This is a genomic window from Flavobacterium sp. (assembly GCF_044368995.1).
Classification (GTDB): Bacteria; Bacteroidota; Bacteroidia; order Flavobacteriales; family Flavobacteriaceae; genus Flavobacterium.
Map to the genome: position 1 here is coordinate 1 of NZ_JBIPMS010000013.1, position 21786 is coordinate 21786.

At 31.8% G+C, this 21786-nt stretch carries 21 protein-coding genes and 1 pseudogene; 19 read left to right on the top strand and 3 right to left on the bottom strand.

Features of this window, described 5'->3' with window-relative positions:
• The 14 genes and pseudogenes from ACIQ2I_RS02095 to ACIQ2I_RS02160 all read left to right on the top strand — a co-directional run.
• Positions 1-758, top strand: a pseudogene (locus tag ACIQ2I_RS02095) (F0F1 ATP synthase subunit alpha); the annotation flags it as partial.
• Positions 759-836: 78 nt separating this feature from the next.
• Positions 837-1694, top strand: a complete 858-nt coding sequence (atpG, locus tag ACIQ2I_RS02100; protein ID WP_396180782.1) for an ATP synthase F1 subunit gamma — start codon at positions 837-839, stop codon at positions 1692-1694.
• Positions 1695-1885: 191 nt separating this feature from the next.
• Complete coding sequence (locus ACIQ2I_RS02105; protein ID WP_396180783.1) at positions 1886-4231, top strand: prolyl oligopeptidase family serine peptidase; 2346 nt, start codon at positions 1886-1888, stop codon at positions 4229-4231.
• Positions 4231-4656: a GNAT family N-acetyltransferase gene (locus tag ACIQ2I_RS02110; protein ID WP_396180784.1), complete on the top strand. Its 426-nt coding sequence runs from the start codon at positions 4231-4233 to the stop codon at positions 4654-4656. Before ACIQ2I_RS02105 ends, ACIQ2I_RS02110 begins: the two co-directional genes overlap by 1 nt.
• A gap of 2 nt (positions 4657-4658) precedes the next feature.
• Complete coding sequence (locus ACIQ2I_RS02115) at positions 4659-5102, top strand: hypothetical protein (RefSeq protein WP_396180785.1); 444 nt, start codon at positions 4659-4661, stop codon at positions 5100-5102.
• Between the two features lie 28 nt (positions 5103-5130).
• Positions 5131-6603 carry a lipopolysaccharide biosynthesis protein gene (locus ACIQ2I_RS02120; protein ID WP_396180786.1) on the top strand — a complete coding sequence of 491 codons (1473 nt, stop codon included), beginning with the start codon at positions 5131-5133 and terminating at the stop codon, positions 6601-6603.
• Between the two features lie 31 nt (positions 6604-6634).
• Positions 6635-7069, top strand: a complete 435-nt coding sequence (gene dut / locus ACIQ2I_RS02125) for a dUTP diphosphatase (RefSeq protein WP_396180787.1) — start codon at positions 6635-6637, stop codon at positions 7067-7069.
• 85 nt (positions 7070-7154) lie between these two features.
• The gene (locus ACIQ2I_RS02130; RefSeq protein ID WP_396180788.1) at positions 7155-8165 is read left to right on the top strand and encodes a sugar phosphate nucleotidyltransferase; all 1011 of its coding nucleotides are present in this window, start codon (positions 7155-7157) and stop codon (positions 8163-8165) included.
• Between the two features lie 31 nt (positions 8166-8196).
• Positions 8197-9510 (top strand): tetratricopeptide repeat protein, encoded by a 1314-nt coding sequence (locus ACIQ2I_RS02135; RefSeq protein ID WP_396180789.1) that lies wholly within the window; start codon positions 8197-8199, stop codon positions 9508-9510.
• Between the two features lies 1 nt (position 9511).
• On the top strand, positions 9512-10291 hold the full coding sequence (locus ACIQ2I_RS02140; RefSeq protein ID WP_396180790.1) for a DUF4292 domain-containing protein: 780 nt from the start codon (positions 9512-9514) through the stop codon (positions 10289-10291).
• Positions 10292-10311: 20 nt separating this feature from the next.
• Positions 10312-11577 (top strand): murein hydrolase activator EnvC family protein, encoded by a 1266-nt coding sequence (locus ACIQ2I_RS02145; RefSeq protein ID WP_396180791.1) that lies wholly within the window; start codon positions 10312-10314, stop codon positions 11575-11577.
• Positions 11578-11812: 235 nt separating this feature from the next.
• On the top strand, positions 11813-12808 hold the full coding sequence (gene dusB / locus ACIQ2I_RS02150) for a tRNA dihydrouridine synthase DusB (RefSeq protein WP_396180792.1): 996 nt from the start codon (positions 11813-11815) through the stop codon (positions 12806-12808).
• A gap of 81 nt (positions 12809-12889) precedes the next feature.
• Positions 12890-13849 (top strand): 2-hydroxyacid dehydrogenase, encoded by a 960-nt coding sequence (locus ACIQ2I_RS02155; RefSeq protein ID WP_396180793.1) that lies wholly within the window; start codon positions 12890-12892, stop codon positions 13847-13849.
• 40 nt (positions 13850-13889) lie between these two features.
• Positions 13890-14276 (top strand): DUF4234 domain-containing protein, encoded by a 387-nt coding sequence (locus ACIQ2I_RS02160; protein WP_396180794.1) that lies wholly within the window; start codon positions 13890-13892, stop codon positions 14274-14276.
• On the opposite strand, the gene ACIQ2I_RS02165 is transcribed toward ACIQ2I_RS02160, so the two are convergent.
• Positions 14265-14438 (bottom strand): hypothetical protein, encoded by a 174-nt coding sequence (locus ACIQ2I_RS02165; protein WP_396180809.1) that lies wholly within the window; start codon positions 14436-14438, stop codon positions 14265-14267. The genes ACIQ2I_RS02160 and ACIQ2I_RS02165 overlap by 12 nt on opposite strands.
• Here ACIQ2I_RS02165 and ACIQ2I_RS02170 point away from each other — a divergent pair.
• Positions 14401-14712 (top strand): DUF2752 domain-containing protein, encoded by a 312-nt coding sequence (locus ACIQ2I_RS02170; RefSeq protein ID WP_396180795.1) that lies wholly within the window; start codon positions 14401-14403, stop codon positions 14710-14712. The genes ACIQ2I_RS02165 and ACIQ2I_RS02170 overlap by 38 nt on opposite strands.
• A gap of 31 nt (positions 14713-14743) precedes the next feature.
• Here the strand turns inward: ACIQ2I_RS02170 and ACIQ2I_RS02175 are convergent, their stop codons facing one another.
• Positions 14744-16537, bottom strand: coding sequence for a GNAT family N-acyltransferase (locus ACIQ2I_RS02175; RefSeq protein ID WP_396180796.1), 1794 nt, complete (start codon positions 16535-16537; stop codon positions 14744-14746).
• 259 nt (positions 16538-16796) lie between these two features.
• On the opposite strand from ACIQ2I_RS02175, the gene ACIQ2I_RS02180 reads away from it, so the two are divergent.
• The 4 genes from ACIQ2I_RS02180 to ACIQ2I_RS02195 all read left to right on the top strand — a co-directional run bounded on the left by ACIQ2I_RS02180 (position 16797) and on the right by ACIQ2I_RS02195 (position 20251).
• Positions 16797-17558, top strand: coding sequence for an exodeoxyribonuclease III (locus ACIQ2I_RS02180; protein ID WP_396180797.1), 762 nt, complete (start codon positions 16797-16799; stop codon positions 17556-17558).
• Positions 17559-17645: 87 nt separating this feature from the next.
• A complete protein-coding gene (locus ACIQ2I_RS02185) occupies positions 17646-18611 on the top strand; it encodes an OmpA family protein (protein ID WP_396180798.1) in 966 nt (321 codons plus the stop codon).
• A gap of 75 nt (positions 18612-18686) precedes the next feature.
• The gene (locus ACIQ2I_RS02190; RefSeq protein WP_396180799.1) at positions 18687-19142 is read left to right on the top strand and encodes a DUF1569 domain-containing protein; all 456 of its coding nucleotides are present in this window, start codon (positions 18687-18689) and stop codon (positions 19140-19142) included.
• 71 nt (positions 19143-19213) lie between these two features.
• Positions 19214-20251 carry an aldo/keto reductase gene (locus ACIQ2I_RS02195; RefSeq protein ID WP_396180800.1) on the top strand — a complete coding sequence of 346 codons (1038 nt, stop codon included), beginning with the start codon at positions 19214-19216 and terminating at the stop codon, positions 20249-20251.
• Positions 20252-20362: 111 nt separating this feature from the next.
• Here ACIQ2I_RS02195 and ACIQ2I_RS02200 read toward each other — a convergent pair whose 3' ends face one another.
• The gene (locus ACIQ2I_RS02200; protein WP_396180801.1) at positions 20363-21745 is read right to left on the bottom strand and encodes a PQQ-dependent sugar dehydrogenase; all 1383 of its coding nucleotides are present in this window, start codon (positions 21743-21745) and stop codon (positions 20363-20365) included.
• Positions 21746-21786 lie beyond the last annotated feature (41 nt).

A 21786-nucleotide genomic window follows, 5' to 3' on the forward strand; every position in this document is an offset into this window, starting at 1 on the left:
AAGCAGTTGCTTACCGTGAAGTATCTTTATTATTAAGAAGACCTCCAGGTCGTGAAGCATATCCAGGAGACGTTTTCTACTTACACTCTCGTTTATTAGAAAGAGCTTGTAAAGTAATTAATGATGACAATATTGCTAAAAATATGAATGATTTACCAGATTCTTTAAAAGGAATTGTAAAAGGTGGTGGTTCATTAACAGCGTTGCCAATTATCGAAACACAAGCGGGTGACGTTTCTGCATATATTCCAACAAACGTAATTTCTATTACTGACGGACAAATTTTCTTAGATGGAGATTTATTCAACTCTGGAGTTCGTCCTGCAATTAACGTAGGTATTTCGGTATCTCGTGTAGGAGGTAATGCGCAAATTAAATCAATGAAAAAAGTAGCTGGAACTTTAAAATTAGACCAAGCACAATTCCGTGAATTAGAAGCTTTCGCGAAATTTGGATCTGACTTAGACGCAGTTACTTTAAATGTAATTGAAAAAGGTAAACGTAACGTAGAAATCTTAAAACAAGGTTTAAATAGTCCGTTTGCTGTTGAAAATCAAGTAGCAATTATTTATGCTGGAACAAAAAACTTATTAAGAAATGTTCCTGTAAATAAAGTAAAAGAATTTGAAAAAGATTACATTCAATTCCTAACTTTAAAACATAAAGACGTTTTAGATGCATTAAAAGCGGGTAAATTTGATGATAATATCACAAGTGTACTAGAAGCTGCTGCAAAAGAAATTTCTGCAAAATACTAATTAATTTTCGATTAGCCAATGTGCCTATTATTCAATTAATTGGCACATTGATAATTGTCAAATTGACACATTAATAAAATGGCAAACTTAAAAGAAATACGTAATAGAATTGTATCTGTATCGTCAACGATGCAAATCACTTCTGCTATGAAAATGGTTTCGGCTGCTAAATTAAAAAAAGCACAAGATGCTATTACTGCAATGCGTCCTTATTCTGAAAAATTAACAGAGTTAATTCAAAGTTTAAGCGCTTCTTTAGAAGGTGATGTTGCTGCTAAATACACTACTCAAAGAGAAGTAAAAAAAGTTTTAGTTGTGGCAATTACTTCTAACAGAGGTTTGTGTGGTGCACTTAACAACAATGTCATAAAACAAGTTAGAATTTTATCTGATACCTACGGACACGATAATGTTGGTGTTTTTGCTATTGGAAAAAAAGCAAATGACGGCTTGCATAAATCAAATTATGTTGTAGCTAACAGAAGTGATCTTTATGATGATTTAACTTTCGATAATACTGCTGAAATCGCGCAAGCATTAACGCATTTGTTTTTAGATGGTGAATATGATAAAGTTGAATTGGTTTACAATCAGTTTGTAAATGCAGCTACACAATATGTTGTAAACGAACAATTTTTGCCATTAGCACCAATTAAAGGGTCTGCTGCTATTTCATCCGATTATATTTTTGAACCATCAAAAGAAGAAATTGTATTAGAATTGATTCCAAAATCGTTAAAAACTCAATTGTACAAAGCGGTTAGAGATTCATTCGCGGCTGAGCACGGCGCACGTATGACGGCAATGCACAAAGCAACAGATAACGCAACTGATTTAAGAAATCAATTGAAATTAACATATAACAAAGCACGTCAGGCAGCAATTACTGGAGAAATTTTAGAAATTGTGGGTGGTGCGGAAGCATTAAATAATTAATTTTATTTTCTGTTTTATAACTTCTTAAAGTCCCAATTTATTGGGACTTTTTTATTTATACTAATTCCTAAATTATATTGGATTAAATTTAGTGTTAATTCGTGAAATTGGTGTTGCATTAAATTTTAAATCCTATTAATCAGTTTAATCTGTGGCAAAAAAAATTATATATTTGTATAAACCGATTTGACATGAAAAATATTTTTACTGCGTTACTTTTAATTTTTACTTCTCTTTTAATTTCGCAAAATCTTCAATTAGAAGAAATAATGAAAGGCAATGAGTTCATTGGTCACCAACCTTCCAATCAACGTTGGTCGGTAGATGGGGAAACCATTTATTTTGAGTGGAATTCCACTAATGAATTAGGTGATAAAACCTACTATTGGCAAAAAGGTTTTTCTCAACCAAAATTAGTACCAAAAACGGCATTTACTTTTTCAGATATTCAATTTAAAGGGCAAGGAAAATTTGAAACAGTTTATTATACAAACCAGGGCGCTTTGTTTTCCTATCATAAAAAAACAAAAGAGAACAAGATAATATATCAAACTACTTCAAATATCAATGCTTTGCAAAGAAGTAGTAACCCAGATATAATTTATTTTCAACAAAATAAAAATCTATATCAATTGAACGTAAAGAATTTTCAATTACTTCAACTTACAAATTTTAAATCTGGAACAGCTTCTTCGGATTCCAATAAAGATAATTTTCTAAACCTACAACAAAAAGAATTATTTCAATTTGTAAACGAAGAAAAAGCCAAATCGGATTGGAATAAAACACAATCTGAAGATAATAAATTAAAATTCCCTTCCGATATTTTTTATGGTTCAAATATTTTAGAAGCTATAAAAATTAGTCCAAACGGAAAAATTATAACTTATAACCTATCGGAATATCCAACTGCTAAAGACACAAAAGTTGAAAATTTAATAACTTCTGATGGGTATACAAAGAGTAAAACGGCACGTGAAAAAGTGTCTATAAATAACAATAGCAAACATAAAATGTATGTGTATACTATCGAGAAAGATACTGTGCTGCCAATTTCATTTTCAAATTTAACCGGAATAAAAACCTTTCCAAAATATTATCAAGAATACGATAATTTAAAAAATTTAGAACCTGTAGAAAAAGCAATAACAATGCAGGCGCCAATATACAATGCATCCGGAAATTTAGCAGTTTTTGAAGCAAGAAGCTTAGATAATAAAGACCGCTGGATTCTTCAATTGAACTTAGAAACGGCATCCATTTCGGAAATTGATTACCAACATGATGAAGCTTGGATTGGTGGACCAGGAATACCAGGCTATAATTTCGGTAATGGAACTTTAGGTTTTTTAGCAGATAACAAAACGATTTATTTTCAATCAGAAGCAACAGGTTTTTCTCATTTGTACACTTACAATTTGGAAACTAAAAAGAAAATACAACTCACACAAGGTAAATGGGAAGTTCGTGATGTAGTTTTGTCAAAATTGAGCAATTCATTTTATATTACTACCACTGAAACTCATCCAGGAAACCGCTCGTTATATAAATTAGACATTAATTCGGGGAAGAAAATTCCAATTTTAACCAATGATGGTGCTTATGAAGTGGAATTATCACCTGATGAAACTCAATTGGCAATACGATATTCATTCAGCAACAAACCTTGGGAAATATATCTTGCTGATAACAAATCCAATTCAACGTTAAAGCAAATTACGTTTTCAACGTCTAATTCATTTAAAAAATACAATTGGAAAACGCCAGAAGTCATTTCATTTAAAGCAACAGACGGTACCGATGTTTTCGCTAGAGTTTACAATCCAAAAGCAGAAAATAAAAATAAAGCGGCTGTTATATTTGTTCACGGGGCAGGATATTTACAAAACGCACATAAGTTTTGGAGCACCTATCACAGAGAATATATGTTTCATAATTTGTTAACCGATTTAGGATACACCGTTTTAGATATAGATTATCGAGCAAGTGATGGTTACGGCCGCGATTTCAGAACTGGAATTTACCGACATATGGGCGGTTTAGATTTATCAGATCAATTAGATGGGAAAAAATATTTAGTTGAAAATTTAGGGATAGATGCTAATAAAGTTGGAATTTATGGCGGCTCTTATGGTGGATTTATTACGCTAATGGGACTATTAACTAAACCTGGCGAATTCAAAGCCGGTGCAGCTTTGCGTTCGGTTACAGATTGGGCGCATTACAACCAAGGCTACACGGCAAATATTTTAAATTTTCCTGAAACAGATCCAGAAGCATATAAAAAAAGTTCGCCAATTTATTTTGCCGATAATTTACAGGACAAGTTATTAATGCTACATGGAATGGTAGATGACAACGTTCAATTTCAAGATATTGTTAGAATAACGCAACGTTTTATAGAACTTGGAAAAAAAGATTGGGATTTAGCCGTTTATCCAGTAGAAGCACACGGGTTTCAAAAAACCTATTCTTGGGTAGATGAATACCGCAGAATTTTAGACTTATTTAATGAAAATTTACTAGATAAAAAGTAATGGAAATTCGTATTTTAACTCAAAAAGCAGAAATGTTAGCCCATTTGGATATCGTAAAACAATTATATCCTGATTTTACCGTTGAAAAATATGGCACACTTATAGAGGAGATGCTTCAAGCAAATTACCAACAAATAATTGTAGTAAAAAACAACCAAACTATTGCTTTAACAGGCGTTTGGATTGCAACAAAATTATGGTCAGGCAAATATGTGGAAATTGATAGTTTTGTAGTTCATGAAGATTTTAGAGGTCAAAAAATAGGTGATATTTTAATTGAAGAAGTGCACAAAATTGCCAAAGATGTTAATGCAAATCAAATTGTTCTAGATGCATTTACCACAAATTTCTCTGCTGGTAAATTTTATATCAACCACGGATTTGAACCAAAAGGTTTTCATTTTGTTAAAATATTAAATCAGTAAATATGAAATTACTAGTTTTAATTTTAGTCGCATTTTTCAATTTAAATTTTTGTTCTTCAAATAAAACAAATGAAATTGCGGAACAGTATATTGAAAAAATAACCTATCAAAATTGGGTTGGTGGTATAGAAGGCGCTGGTGGTGGTACTACCTTAAATATCACATTACTAAAACCATTACCCGAAAATACAACTTTAATAAAAATTCAATTTCAAAATAGAGAAGGCATTATTTCAAAATTGGATGACGTTACTTATCAATCCTCAATAAAAACATTTGATAATGAGTTAGAAACGGTACCAACACCCACAATAATAACAAACTTAAAGCCCAATCAAACTAAGATTTTTTTTAATACTAACGGTAAAGAAAATTCTATTATCATTAACAATGTAATAGAATTACCAATGTTAATGTATCCATCTGCAAAACCAAATAATAATTAACTATTTTTGTTCTTTAAAAGAAAATAAATTGAGTTCAAACAGAAGACTTTTTAAACAAACACTTATTTACGGTATTGCAACTGTATTACCTCGTGTAATGAGTTTTTTATTGGTAGGATTACATACGGATTTAATGCCAAAAGTAGTCTACGGCGAAATAACAATTCTGTTGGCTTACATGATTTTTTTCAATGTAATATTATCTTACGGAATGGAAACGGCTTTCTTTAGATTTTACCATAAACAAGAAAATAAAAAAGAAGTAATTAGTACGTCTACAGTTTCTATTTTTTGGACCACCATTTTGTTTTTGTGCGTTGCGCTTTTATTTCAGAAATCATTAGCTGGATTATTAAATATAGATAAAGAATATATCAATTATGCCATTTGGATTTTAGCTTTTGATGCCCTGGTAATTATTCCTTTTTCTAAGCTTCGCGCTGAGCAAAGACCCATTAGATATTCAGTTCTAAAAATTTCTAATGTGCTTGTTTATTTGTTATTGAACGTGTTTTTATTGGCAATATTACCCAATTTAGCACATGCCAATCCGCAAGGTTTTTGGAGTTCTTTTTATGTAGCAGACTATCAAATCGGGTATGTTTTCTTGTCAAATTTAATGGCTAGTTTATTTACTTTTGTGTTGTTTATGCCGCATTATTTTCAGCCTAACTGGTTTTTTAATACTGATTTATGGAAAAAAATGCTTCATTATGGTTGGCCAATTCTATTTGCAGGTTTGGCTTTCGGAATCAATGAACATTTAGATAAAATTCTATTGTCGGAATGGTTAGATCCTGCAACAGCCAAAGCGGCAGTTGGAGCGTATTCGGCTTGTTATAAAATCGGGTTGTTTATGGTTTTGTTTCGCACTGCTTACACGTTGGGAATTGAGCCGTTTTTCTTCAGTCAAGCTGGAAACACAAATGCGCCGCAAACGTATGCTACAATTACTAAATATTTTGTTATTTTAGGGTCGTTAATTTTGCTTGTTGTTGTGGTTTTTGCTGATGTTGTTAAAATTTTATTAGTTCGAGATCAGCAATATTGGGAAGCGATGTCAATAGTGCCTTTAATCATTATCGCCAATTTCTTTTTAGGGATTTATACAAGTTTATCCGTTTGGTACAAATTAATTGATAAAACAATAATTGGAGCCTACATTTCAGCCATTGGCGCCATTATTACGTTAAGTATGAATTATATTTTAATAGTAAAATTCGAAATGAGTTATTTAGGTTCGGCCATTGCAACCATTTGCGCTTATGGAAGTATGATGGTGATTTCGTATTATTTGGGAAAAGAAAAATATCCTATTCCTTTTGAAATGAAAAAGATTTTAACCTATCTTTTTGCTTCGATTACACTTGCTTGTATTTCTTTTTATGTTACAGAATTAAGAGAAACGTTTGTTTTCGGTATACTTGCAATCATTGGCTTTAGTTATTATATTTACAAAAACGAAAAAGAAGTAATTTTAAAATTAATAAAACGAAAATAATACCAGTTTAGCAGTTAAAAATAAGATTCAAATGCAAATAAAAATCATCAATACATCGCAACATCCATTGCCAAATTACGAAACAAACGCTTCAGCGGGAATGGATTTACGGGCTAATTTAACCGAATCAATTACCTTAAAACCATTAGAAAGAACTTTGGTTAAAACCGGACTCTTTATTGAATTACCAATTGGTTATGAAGCGCAAGTTCGACCAAGAAGTGGCTTGGCTTTTAAAAAAGGGATTACTGTATTAAATTCACCTGGAACAGTAGATGCCGATTATCGTGGTGAAATTGGTGTGATTTTAGTAAATTTATCTAACGAAGATTTCGTTATTGAAAACGGAGAGCGCATCGCCCAACTGATCATCGCTAAACACGAACGCGCCGAGTGGCAAGAAACCATAGAATTAACCGAAACATCAAGAGGCGAAGGCGGATTTGGTAGTACGGGAGTGAAATAAAAATAATAATTTAAAGATTTAATAATTTAAAGATTTCGAAGATAAATTTTTAAATATTTTAATCTTATAATCTTTCAATAAAAATATGAAAATAATCGTACCAATGGCTGGTCGTGGCTCACGTCTTCGCCCACATACTTTAACCATACCAAAACCATTAATTCCTATAGCAGGGAAACCTATTGTACATCGTTTGGTGGAAGATATTGCCAAAGTAATTAATCAACCAATTAATGAAGTGGCATTTATCATTCACGAAAGTTTTGGTGCAATTGTAGAAAAAGATTTACTGGCGATCGCTTCAAAAATTGGCGCAAAAGGAACCATTTATTACCAAAATGAGCCTTTAGGAACAGGTCACGCCATCATGTGTGCGAAGGATTCTTTATCCGGTCCAGCAGTTATTGCTTACGCAGATACATTAATCCGTGCCGATTTTGAATTAGATGCAACTGCCGATAGCGTAATTTGGGTAAAACAAGTCGACCAACCAGAAGCATTTGGTGTAATTAATTTAAATGAAGCCAATGAAATTATTGAGTTGGTAGAAAAACCTAAAGAATTTGTATCTGATTTAGCCGTTATCGGAATTTATTATTTCAAAGATATTGCCGTTCTTAAAAACGAATTACAAGCGGTTTTAGATAACAACATTATTCACGGTGGCGAATACCAAATTAATGATGGAATTAAACAAATGATGGCAAAAGGTATGAAATTCGTACCTGGAAAAGTTGATGAATGGATGGATTGCGGAAATAAAGATGTTACCGTGGACACCAACAACAGAATGTTAGGATTTTTACATCAAGACGGCGAAGATTTAGTGGCTAAAGATGTGCGTTTAGACAATTCACAAATCATTCCACCTTGTTTTATTAGCGAAGGAGTGCAACTTATTGATTCCACAATCGGCCCAAATGTTTCTATCGGAAAAGGGTCACATATTCAAAATAGTAAGATTCAAAATAGTTTAATTCAAACGCATTCACATATTAAAAACGCAAAATTAGATAACGCTATGATTGGTAACCACGTAAATTATAATGGCGATTTCACCAGCGTAAGTTTAGGTGATTATTCCACAATGGAATAATTTTTGTAATACTTTTATTGAATAACAAAACATGAAAAAAATAATAGCATTTCTTTTCCTTTTTCAGCTTTCTTTCGGACAAATAAATCCAGAAGATGTTGCAACTGCGGAAAATGAATTTGAAACTAATTTTTTTGATGCTTTAAAAGAAAAAGCTATAGAAAATTACGACAAAGCTATTATAGCCTTACAAAAATGTTTGCTAAAAGAACCTGCAAACCCAGAAATTCATTATCAGCTGGGGATAAATTATTTAGCTCAAAAAAAGTATATAGAAGCAGAAAATGCGTTTCAAAAAGCAGTCGATTTAGAGCCCAAACAACGTTGGTATTGGAACGGTTTATATGACGTACATTATCAAACCAGAAATTTTTATAAATCAATAGCAATTGTTGAAAAATTAGTCACTTTTGATGCGAATATGAAAGAAGACTTAGTTTCGTTATACATGAATACACAACAATTTGACAAAGCTAAAATTGTAATTGACGACATAGAAAGCAAAGGCACTTTGACCAAAGCTATGGAATCCTATCAAATGCAAATTCAAAGCAGGCAAAAAGGCACAAAACCAAATGTTAACGATTTAGTTGAAGCCATTAAAAACAATCCAAAAGCAGAACAAAATTATATTGATTTAATTTATCAATATTCATCAGCTAACCAAGAAGATAAAGCATTTGAAACCGCATTATTGTTAGAAAAAGAATTGCCAAATTCTGATTTAGCGCAGGTGAGTTTGGTCAAATTTCACATCAATGCAAATGATATTCCTAAAGCTACAGCATCATATAAAAGAGTGGTAAAAAGCAGTAAAATCGATTTAAAAATTAAGCAACGCGTTTTAAACGAATATTTAATTTTTGCGATAAAATATCCACAACTACTTACGGAAATTGATAATACACTAACTTTTTTTGACAACACGGTTGGAATGGATGTTAATAAAGAATTAGGAAAGTTTTTTTACAATAAAAATAATTTCGAATTGGCCCAAAAATACATCGAACAATCAAAAGAGAATGATATTGAAGTTATTGATTTATTATTAAATATTTACGATTTCAATAAGGAATTTGAAAAAATGGCCAAAAAAGCAGAAGCAGATATCGATTTGTTTCCAACCAAAGCCAATTTATATTATTACGCTGGAAAAGGATACAATAACTTGAATAACTTTAAAAAAGCAAAAGATTTTTTAGAAATGGGCATCGATTATGTTATTGATGATCCAAATTTAGAAGTCGGATTTTGCAAACAATTTATATTTTGCGCCGATGGATTATCTGATGCAAAAATGAAACAAACCTATCAAAAAAGATTAGATGCCATTTCTAAAAAATAGTATGAAAAAACATTTCACATTCCTGTTATTAGTATTCGTTTTAGCTTCTTGCAAAACCAAAAAAACTGTTGTTGAACAAACCGTTACCAAAGAAGCCGTTGTAGACAATATGGCAAAAGAAATTATAGAAAAACATTATGAAAATAAAGAAGATTTTCAAACTGTATTTATTAGGGCTACTGCGGATTATGAAGACCCAAAACAAACCATTTCTATTGGTGCCGATATCAGAATTAAGAAAGACGAAATTATTTGGATCAATCTAAAATTTTTCGGCATTCCAATGGCAAAAGCACTCATTACGCCTACTCGGGTAAGTTATTACGAAAAAGCAAATGGAACCTATTTTGATGGTAATTATTCTATTTTAACTAAAATGTTAGGCACCGATTTAGATTTTAAAAAAGTACAAAATTTGTTGTTAGGAAGACCTATTGATGATTTAACCAAAGAAGTTTTTATAGCAGAAATTGCAACTAATTTAGTGCAGTTAAAATCTAAAAAACAAGCCGAAATCGAAAAATTATTTCGTTTTGAAACAGGAAATTACTTGTTAAAAGAACAATTTATCAACCAAATTTCAAAAAATAGGAATGTTTTGGTTACCTATCCTTCATTTACAAAACAAGACAATATATTTATGCCAACTGGCGTTTCTATTATTGCCAACCAACAAAATCAAGTAAAAATTAATGTAGCATATAAAAAAATTACGTTTAATGAATCATTATCGTACCCATATTCTATTCCAGATGGTTATTCTCTAATAAAAATAGATTAATTTTGTAAAAAAATTCAAGCATGAACAAATTTCTTTTATCCTTATTCGTACTCTTTTTTTCCTTTTCAGCAACAGCACAAATTGATGAGAAAGAAAAACTAGAACAAAGAAAAGAACAATTACAAAGAGAATTGTCTGAAGCCAAAACCAAACTTCAGAACGAAAAGAAAAAAGAGAAATCCGTTTTGAAAGAAATTGCGGGTCAAGATGCCCAAATTAGAATTTCCGAAAAAATCATTTCTACAATTGCCAAACAAACACGAATTTTAGACGACAATATTTATTTAACGCAATTAGAAATTAATAAGTTAAATAAAGATTTAAAAATAATGAAGGAAGATTATGCAAAAATGATTGTTAAATCATACAAAAGTCGTTCTGAACAAAGCCGATTTATGTTTGTGTTGTCTTCTACAAGTTTTTTGCAAGCCTATAAACGCGTGCAATATATGAAACAATATGCAGGCTACAGAAAGCGCCAAGCTGAAGAAATTAAAATCAAACAAGTCAGATTAGGAACTGCTGTGGGCGAATTACAAACCAACAAAAAAGAAAAAGAAGTAGTTATTATTGAAAAAACAAAAATCAAAGCCGAACATGAAAAGTTAAAAAAAGAGAAAGTAGCAACAGCAAAACTCATTCAAAAAGATAAGAAAAAAATTGCAGCCGATATTGCTATAATGGATAAAGAGCGAAAATCCATCGATAAAAAAATTAAAAAAATGATTAACGATGCGATTGCTGCAGAAAACAAGAAAAATGCCGCAAAGAAAAAAGCTGCAGCAACTGCTTCAGGGAATACCACACCTGTGAAAATAGCACCGGTTTCTTCTACAAAAATCGAATTAACGCCTGAAGGCAAATTGTCTTCAGATAGTTTCAAATCTAATAAAGGTCAATTGCCTTGGCCAACAGAAAAAGGATTTATTTCCACTGGATATGGTGATCAACCGCATCCAGATTACAGTAATATTGTCATCCACAATAGTGGTATTGATATCACTACCGATTCCGGGTCTTCGGCACGTGCTGTTTTTGCTGGCGAAGTTTCAGGCGTACAAGTATCTCAAACCACAAACACGTATACAGTATTGGTGCGTCATGGAGATTTCTTTACCGCTTATAGTAATTTAAGTAATGTTTCTGTTTCTGTAGGGAACAAAGTTTCGGCAAAACAAATCTTGGGTAAAATTAAAACCAATGCCAAAGGGAATTCGGTACTAAAATTTGTAATCAATCAAAATACTACGGTACTAAATCCAAAAAGTTGGTTAAAACCTAGATAGTTTTTTGGAGTAATATAGCTTTCCAGATGACTTTCGGTCCTGCTATCCCCTATATTTTTTTAAAATGATTCCTTTTGAGAGCATCAAGACGCCACTTAGAAAAAGATGCTGCTCCAATAGGGGCTAGAATACAATAATTGTTTTCAATATTTATATCGTCAAAATCTGTTCAATCCGTTCAATCCGTTCAATCTGCGTACCCATCAAATTCATAAACTTTACTTATCTTTGCGCCATGCCAAAAATTGGAAATATTATTTTGCCCGATTATCCTTTGCTTCTTGCACCAATGGAAGATGTAAGCGATCCGCCTTTTCGCCGTTTGTGCAAAATGCACGGAGCTGATTTAATGTATTCTGAATTTATTTCTTCCGAAGGCCTGATTAGGAATGCCATGAAAAGCAGAATGAAACTGGATATCTTCGATTACGAAAGACCAGTTGGAATTCAAATTTTTGGTGGAGATGAAGAAGCTATGGCGCTTTCTGCAAAAATTGTAGAAACCGTTCAGCCAGATTTGGTAGATATTAATTTTGGTTGTCCCGTTAAAAAAGTAGTTTGTAAAGGTGCTGGAGCCGGTGTTTTAAAAGACATTGATTTAATGGTGCGTTTAACCAAAGCGGTTATCAAATCAACACATTTACCAGTTACTGTAAAAACCCGTTTGGGTTGGGATGAAAGTTCTATAAATATAGATGAAGTAGCTGAAAGATTACAAGATATTGGCGTACAAGCTTTAACCGTTCACGCCAGAACCCGCGCACAAATGTATAAAGGACACGCTGATTGGTCACACATAGAACGCATCAAAAACAATCCACGAATTTCGATGCCTATTTTCGGAAATGGCGATATTGATTCTCCAGAAAAAGCGTTAGAATATAAAAATAAATTTGGTTTAGACGGAATGATGATTGGCCGTGCGGCTATTGGTTATCCATGGATTTTTAACGAAATTAAACATTTTTTCAAAACGGGCGAAAAACTAGCGCCACCATCTGTTGCAGATAGAGTAGAAGCAGCTCAAAACCACTTAATTTGGTCAATGGAATGGAAAGGCGAACGCGTGGGAATTGTAGAAATGCGTCGCCATTATACCAATTATTTTAAAGGTATTCAAGACTTCAAACCCTACAAACAAAGCTTAGTAACTACAGACGGACACAACGAATTATTTGATGTTTTCAATCAAATAAAAGAAGTGTATGCAAATTACGAGCAATTGGTTTAATTAAAATTTCGTAAAGTCTCAAAAAACTATTTTGCGAATCTCTCTGTAAATCCTTAACTTTCCGTTTTCAAAATTGACGCTATGCAAACTATTTCTACTATAAAAATTCTTCATATAGATTCCAATCATCCTTTGCTTTGGAAGCAATTAGAAAAGGCAGGTTTTCAGAATGAAGCAGATTATACTTCAACCAAAGAAGCAGTAGAAAGCAAAATTGAAAATTACTTCGGAATTGTTATCAGAAGCCGATTTAAAATTGATAAAACCTTTATTGATAAAGCTAAAAACTTACAATTTATTGCACGAGTGGGCGCTGGCTTAGAAAGTATTGATTGTGAGTATGCCGAAAGCAGAAACATTCAACTAATTGCAGCACCTGAAGGAAATGCTTCAGCTGTTGGCGAACACGCTTTAGGAATGCTATTGTCGCTGTTTAATAAATTAAATACCGCCGATAAAGAAGTCAAATCCGGACAATGGAACCGTGAAAGCAATCGCGGAACAGAATTGGACGGCAAAACAGTTGGAATTATTGGTTACGGAAATATGGGAAAATCTTTCGCGAAAAAATTGCGAGGTTTTGATGTAAATGTTTTGTGTTACGACATTTTATCCAATGTTGGCGATGCAAATGTCAAGCAAGTTGACTTACAAGAATTACAACAAAAAGCAGATGTCTTAAGTTTACACATTCCGTGGACACCAGAAACCGATAAAATGATAAATACTACGTTTATCAATCAATTTGCAAAACCATTTTGGTTACTTAATACCGCAAGAGGAAAAAGTGTGGTAACTGCCGATTTAGTTATTGCATTACAATCAGGAAAAATTTTAGGCGCGGGATTAGATGTTTTAGAATACGAAAAAGTATCTTTTGAAACCTTATGTGAAGGGGAAAAACCAGAAGCTCTAGAATATTTGTTAAACGCAAATAATGTACTACTAACACCACATATTGCAGGTTGGACTTTTGAAAGTAAAGAAAAACTTGCCCAAGTTATTGTAGATAAAATTTTGCAATTTAATGTAACAAAATAAAAAAATAGGCTTCTAATCAAAAAACTAAAACTATAAAATTATGCACGAAGTAAGCAAACAAGAGGAGTGGAATAATTCTAAACCAAATCTTCCAGTATTTAAAGTAGATCCAATAATGGTATTGATTTTCGGAATTTTAACTTGCGGATTGTATCTAATTTATTGGAATATTAAAGCGGCTGAAGTAATGAATGCAGCAGCAGGTAGAGAAGTCATTTCTTCTCCAGTTGCAATTTTAGCTGGATGTTGTTTTCCAATTAATTTATATTACTATTGGATTGCAGGCAAAGAGGCATTACCAAAAATATATGAATTAACTGGTCAACCACAAAAAGATGAATCGGCACTATTGTTAGTATTGGGTTTTTTCTTTCCAATGGTTTCTGCTATGATTATTCAAGGGGATATAAATAAATTATACAATTAAGTCGTTTGTAAAAAATAGAATATTAGGGATAATTGGCGTACTAGTTACACTAATTGTTCCTTTTTTTATACAACAAAATAATTTTGGAAATTTAGATAACGAGCAATCTTTTTGTCCGTTTAAAATGGTAACTGGTTTCCCTTGCCCAGGTTGTGGAATCACAAAATCAATAGTGTATTTCTACGAGGGTGACATAGATAAAAGTTTGTTACATCACTTGTTTGGTCCAATATTTATAGTTTTTTGTCTGTTGGTTTTATTCAAGCTAGTAGCAGAAATATTTTATCAAAAACCTTTTTTTGATAAAATATTTTATAGCATGAAACTGGCTTATCTTATGGGAACATTACTAGGAATATATCATTTAATTAGATTGTTTATTTATATCAAAAATAATAACTTAGATTCGGTTTTGAAACAATCTATTTGGCGTTAAGCTTTCAATTTGTAATATGTTTTCTTGAATTTTAGCCTTTATGTTTTCTTTCTAATTCCGCTTGAAATTCTTCCATAACTGGTTTTACAGTACTTTCTGGAATATCTGAAATTTTAATATACATCAATCCGTCAATGGCATTGTTAAACATTGGATCTACATTAAACGCCACAACTTTAGCGTTTTGTTTGATATATTTTTTAATTAAAACAGGCAATCTTAGTGATCCTGGTTCAATTTCGTCTATAATTTTATCAAATTTATTCAAATCGGCTTCTGTTTCATTGAATACGAAATCTTTATCGGCGTCTTTTAATTTAACCTTAAACTCTTTTTTAGGTTTAATATATTGCGCTACGTAAGGGTCATAATAATTTGATTTCATAAATTCAATCATTAACGATTTCGAAAATTCTGAAAACTGATTACTAATACTTACGCCGCCAATTAAAAATTTATGTTCTGGATAATGTAATGTTGTATGCACAATTCCTTTCCAAAGTAAAAACAAGGGCATCGGTTTTTGTTGGTATTCAGAAATAATAAAAGCCCTTCCCATTTCAATAGATTGACTCATCATGTCATTTAGTTCGGGTTCAAATTTAAAAAGTTCGTTTAAATAAAAACCTTCTAAACCGTATTTTGGAAATATTATCGAGCCAAATCCCATACGGTATGCTCCGGCTATCATTTGAGCATCATCATCCCATAAAAACATATGATGATAATAGTCATCAAATTTATCTAAATCTATTGCTTCATTTGTGCCTTCGCCTACTTCCCTAAATGTAATTTCTCGTAACCTACCAATTTCGTGTAAAATATTTGGAATTTTTTCGGCAGTAACTAAAAATACTTTATAATTTTTACTTTGTAATAATTGATAATCGCCTTCTTTTAAGAAATTAATTTCTTCAATAATTTGTTCGTGATTGGCAGGTTTTACAATTTGTTTTGCTGCTTTCGGACTCGTAAATTTTGGAAACGTTAACTTAAAATTTTCTTCTTCAAAAGAATTAGAAAGCATGTATGTCTTTTTTCTTAAAAATTTTCCTAATTCTGGAATATTAGTGTGCTCATTTAATTCATTTACCGAGATAGGTTTCCCAATTCGCACTTTTATTATTCGATGTTTTTGGGTTAATAATTCGCTTGGCAATTTTGCCGTACGTAATCTGTCGTTGAGCTTAGACAATCGATAAAATAATTTACTATTTTGTGCATGAAAATAAATAGGAACAACAGGAACATTTGCTTTTTTTATTAATTTTAAAGCACCTTCTTCCCATGGCTTATCTACAATTAATTTACCGTCTTTGTATGTGGAAACTTCTCCTGCAGGAAAAATACCTAAAGGTTTTCCATCACTCAAATGCCGAAGTGTTTCTTTTATACCAATTACACTTGATTTGGCATCTTTATGATTTTCAAACGGATTAACCGGCATTATATATGGCTTCATCGGTTCAATTCTGTGCAATAAAAAATTGGCTATTATTTTAAAATTAGGTTCGCGCTCTAGCATTAATTTTAATAATAAAATACCATCAATTCCACCTAAAGGATGATTAGATATGGTAATGTAAGCGCCTTCTTTTGGTAAACGCTTTAAATCTTCTTCAGGGATTTCAAATTTAATTTGAAACTCATCTAAAATAGCATTTAAAAACTCTAAATCATTTAAATGTTTATTTCGATTGTATATTTTATTGAGTGTAGAAATTTTAAGAACTTTCATGAGTAACCACCCTGAAAAAGTTCCTAAAAAACCATATTTGTCCGTCTTTATTGCTTTGGCTACTTCTTTTGCAGTAACTAATCCCATTTATTTTTGTTTAGAACGAATAACAAAGATAGCAATTCTATTCCATTTCTTTATAACTTGTTTAAACAAATGCCAACAATTTAATAATTGTCTTTTTTTGATAAATTTTTTACAAATTCCTCAGTTAATCACACATTTTATTGAAAACTTTTTCTATTTTTGAGAATTAGTTTTTTAATTAGTTTCGTATATCATAAAAATGAGCAAAAATAGGTTTGAAAATAAAAATTTCTTAAGGTTTTAATACTTAAATTAGTTGATGAAGATTATCTCTTACAATGTAAACGGAATTAGAGCAGCCATAAGCAAAGGGTTTATAGAATGGTTACAAAGTGCAAATCCAGATGTGATATGCTTGCAGGAAATTAAAGCTACCGAAGATCAAATTCCTACTGATGAAATAACTGCAGCAGGTTATCCTTTTCAATATTATTTTTCCGCACAAAAAAAAGGGTATAGTGGTGTGGCCATTTTATGTAAAACGGAACCTAAAAACATAGTTTTTGGTACAGGAATAGAATATATGGATTTTGAAGGTAGAAATCTCCGTGTAGATTTTGATTCACTGTCAGTAATGAGTATGTATTTGCCTTCTGGAACCAATAATGATAGACTTGGATATAAGTTTCAATATATGGATGAAATTCAAGACTATATCATAAACATGAGAAAGGAAATTCCGAATTTAGTAGTTTGTGGTGACTATAATATCTGTCACGAAGCTATTGATATTCATAATCCAAAAGGGAACGAAAAAACATCAGGATTTTTACCCGAAGAACGTGCTTGGTTAGACGGTTTTATGAAGACAGGAATGATTGATACGTTTCGTCATCTAAATAAAGAACCGCATAATTATTCTTGGTGGAGTTATAGAGCAAATGCTAGAAATAACAACAAAGGATGGCGAATAGATTACTGTTTAGCAGCCGAACCTTTAAAAGATAAAATAAAAAGAGCCTTAATTTTGCCAGAAGCCAAACATTCAGACCATTGTCCGGTTTTGGTAGAAATAGCGTAATTTTCAATAAATAAAAAAGTAAGCATAGAATAATAAACGTCTAAAAAATCAATAACCAATTCCAAAGGAATTAAATATGTATATCAAATGATAAGAAAAATCACATTAGGATTACTGATATTAAGCATGAGTACATCATGTGTTTCAAAAAAAATCTACCAAGATTTAGAAAACAAGTTTGCCGATTTAAAAAAAGATCGCAACGCGCTAGCAGATGAAAATGAAGAATTAAAAACCACTAATTCTGCTTTGCAAACCGATTTAAACAAATATAAATCGGAAGCAGAAAAATTAAAGTCAGAACGCGATAAATTAGCTGCTGACTATGCTGCAACTAAGAAAAGTTTAGACAATTTAAAAGCCGCTTATGATGCGTTGGAGAAAGATAGTAATGAAGCTTTAGATGCCAATATCAAAAAAAACCGTGAACTATTGGCAGAATTAGAAGCTAAACAAAAAGCAATGGCTGCAGAACAAGATAAATTAAATAAGTTAAAAGCAGATTTATTAAAATCATCTACGCGATTAGCAGAATTAGAAAAAATTATGGCCGACAAAGAAGCGGCCATGAAAAAACTAAAAGAAACCTTATCTAAATCGCTTAAAGCGTTTGAAGGAAAAGGATTAACCGTAACTGAAAGAGATGGAAAAGTATACGTTTCAATGGAAAATAAATTACTTTTCGAATCTGGAAGTTGGACAGTGGGCTCAGAAGGTAAAAAAGCGGTTGATTTAGTAGGAAAAGTTTTAGGTGACAATCCGGATATTTCAGTGCTAATTGAAGGCCATACAGATAATGATAAAATTGTAGGTTCTATTGGTGGTGGTGTAGAAAACAACTGGGATTTATCTACCAAACGTGCTACGGCAATTGTAACTATTTTATCGGCTAATGCCAAAGTTAAAAAGGAAAATTTAACCGCTGCTGGACGTGGCGAATTTGCACCGTTATTACCTAACGAAACAGCAGAAGGAAAAGCAAAAAACCGTAGAATTGAATTTATTTTAACACCAAAATTAGACGAATTGTCTAAGTTGTTAAACGAAATGTAAGATTTAAATTTAATAACTCAAGTTGTCTAAAGAGCGTTAATACAATTTTTAGACAACTTTCGTATTTCAGAAATTATGAACTCACTTTTTCCATTACTCCATCAATTAGAAAATCATATTCCTAATTTAGATAAAACGAATTCTAAAGTCTCCAACAGCTCTATTGGCTGGCAAATTGATCATTCTTTGATAGTAATAAATGGCATCATTGAACAATTAGAAATTTCAAATCCAAACGAGTTTCAACCCAAATGGAACTTTCCTAAATTTATGGTTTTTACAATGGGTAAAATTCCTAGAGGAAAAGCCAAAGCGCCTAAAGTGGTAATTCCAACTCACGTTGCAACTCAAGAAGAATTAAAAGCCAAACTTCAAGCAGCTAAAAATAATATTTTAAAACTGAATTCTTTTTCTGAAAATTCGTTTTTTAAACATCCTTTTTTTCAGGATTTAAATGTAAAACAAACCGAAAAATTCTTACTAATTCACACCAAACACCATTTAAAAATTATAGAGGATATCTTGAAATAAATAAAATCTATATTACTTTAATGTTTCACTTTATTAAACTTCGTAACTTCGTCATTTAAAAAAATATTTAAATGAAATTTACCACCCTTCCAAATACCAATTTAAAAGTCAGTAAAGCTTGTTTGGGCACGATGACATTCGGAAATCAGAACACCGAAGCGGAATCCCATTTTCAATTAGATTATGCTGTGGAACGTAGTATTAATTTTATCGATACCGCAGAAATGTATCCTATTGGAGGCAACGAACATATTTTTGGAAGTACCGAACGTTTTATTGGAACTTGGTTAGCCAAAAACAAACACAAAAGAGACGATTTAGTGATAGCCACTAAAGTTGCAGGACCAAATAGAGGCATGGATTATATTCGTAAACCATTGGATTTCTCTAAAAAAAGCCTTACCGAAGCGGTAGAATTAAGTTTAAAAAATTTACAAACGGATTACATCGATTTATATCAAACACATTGGCCGGAGCGAGTAATGAATATGTTTCAAAAAAGAGGTGTGGAGAAGTTAGATACGCATTGGCAGGAAAATATTTTTGAAGTTTTAACCGTTTTTGATGGTTTAATTAAAGAAGGAAAAATAAAACACATTGGTATTTCAAATGAAAACCCTTGGGGCGTGATGAAGTTTTTAATGGAAAGTGAAAAACACAATTTACCACGAATCGCCACCATTCAAAATCCATTTTCTTTATTAAATAGATTGTATGAAGTAGGTTTATCGGAAATTGGCATGCGTGAAAATGTTGGCTTACTAGCGTATTCACCTTTAGGTTTTGGATTTTTATCTGGAAAATATTTAAACGGAATACCAGACAATTCGCGTATGAAATTATTTCCAAATTTTGTGCGCTATACAAATGAAAATTGTTTTAAAGCCACAAAATTATACCAAGATTTAGCACATAGTTTGGGCTTGACAATAACTGAAATGGCGATTGCCTTTGTCAACCATCAAGATTTTGTGACTTCAACGATAATTGGCGCTACCACAATTGACCAACTTGAAGAAAACATCAATGCGTTTGAGGTACTATTAACCGATGCTGTTTTTGACGAAATCAATAAAATTCAGGAATTAATTCCAAATCCGGCGCCATAAAAAATTCTAGAATATTTTATTTGAAATTAAAAAATCTCTCTTAATGACGATAAAGAGTTACTTCATTTAGTTAATTATATAAATACTTAATACTAAAAGTTCAAAGAAGTTTTAGTATTCAACAATTAATTTTGTGGTATAAATAGCTCCAGATGTAGTTTCTATGGAAATCAAGTAGATTCCTTTTGATAAGGAATTTGTGTAGACGGTATTTTCGATATTTTTATTTAATTTTTTAGAAATAAGCAATTTACCAGTTATGTCAAAAACATCAATTTTTGATGCTAAAATAGCTTCAGTACTTTTTATTACAAAGGATTCTTTAGCCGGATTGGGATAAATAGAAAAACCATTGATTTCAAAATCAGTAGTACTTAAAGACGAATCAATAATTTTATAAATGGTTCCGGAAGAAATTCCTGCAACATACATTTCTCCATTTATATCTTCACCAAATGTAGCAAAATTATTTCCTGCAAAAGCAGCTGAGGTTGTAATCACTCCTGCGCTATTTAACATTTTTATTTTATTGTTACAATAATCTGTGAAAAAATATTTATTTTGAAAATTCGGATAAGTGGCTCCAGTGTATACATAACCACCTGTTACAGAACAAGTTCCGTCACTATATAATGCATATTGATGTATAGGAAAAGTAATTGAAGTGGCTGCAACACAGCCAGAGGTATTATATGGCGCATTTCCTTCGTAACATCTCCAACCAAAATTTAGTCCGGTATTGGGTAATGGACTTTGTGTTTTGTTTATTTCTTCAAATGTATTTTGGCCTACATCGGCTATCCATAAATCTCCATTTAATCTGTTAAACGAAAATTTCCAAGGGTTTCTTAATCCAATCGCCCATATCTCATCATTACCTGCAATACCAACATATGGATTTGTAGCTGGACTTGTATAAAAGGGTGCTACAGTCGAATTAACATCAATACGTAACATTTTTCCCAAATTTTCATTTATGTTTTGTGCTCTGTTTCCGGGGTCTCCGCCATCTCCGCCATCACCCATACCTATGTATAAATAGCCATCAGGCCCAAATTTTATAGTTCCCCCATTATGATTTGAAAAAGGTTGTGTTATCGTCATTAATATTGTTCCAGAATTGTTGGCAATATTTGGGTTTCCTGAACTTAAAGAATATCTTGAAATAACAGTATTACCAGCTGTATTGGTATAATTTACAAAGAAAAACCCATTTGTTGCATAGTTTGGGTGAAAAGCTAATCCTAATAAGCCCCTTTCACCAGTTGAAGAAATTATACTTGTTAGATTTAAAAACGGAGTTGTATTAATTGTTCCATTAGAATTTAATATTCTTATCAGGCCACCTTTCTGAACTATAAATAATCGAGAATCACCAGCGTGTGTAATTTCAACCGGACTATTAAAACCAGTTGCAAAAGATTGTAAAGCAATGTTTTGCGCCTGCCCAAAAAGCGACAACAGAAGTAAATTATAAAGAAGAATTTTTTTCATAATGTATGATTATAAGTATTCAAAATTAAGACATTCACTAA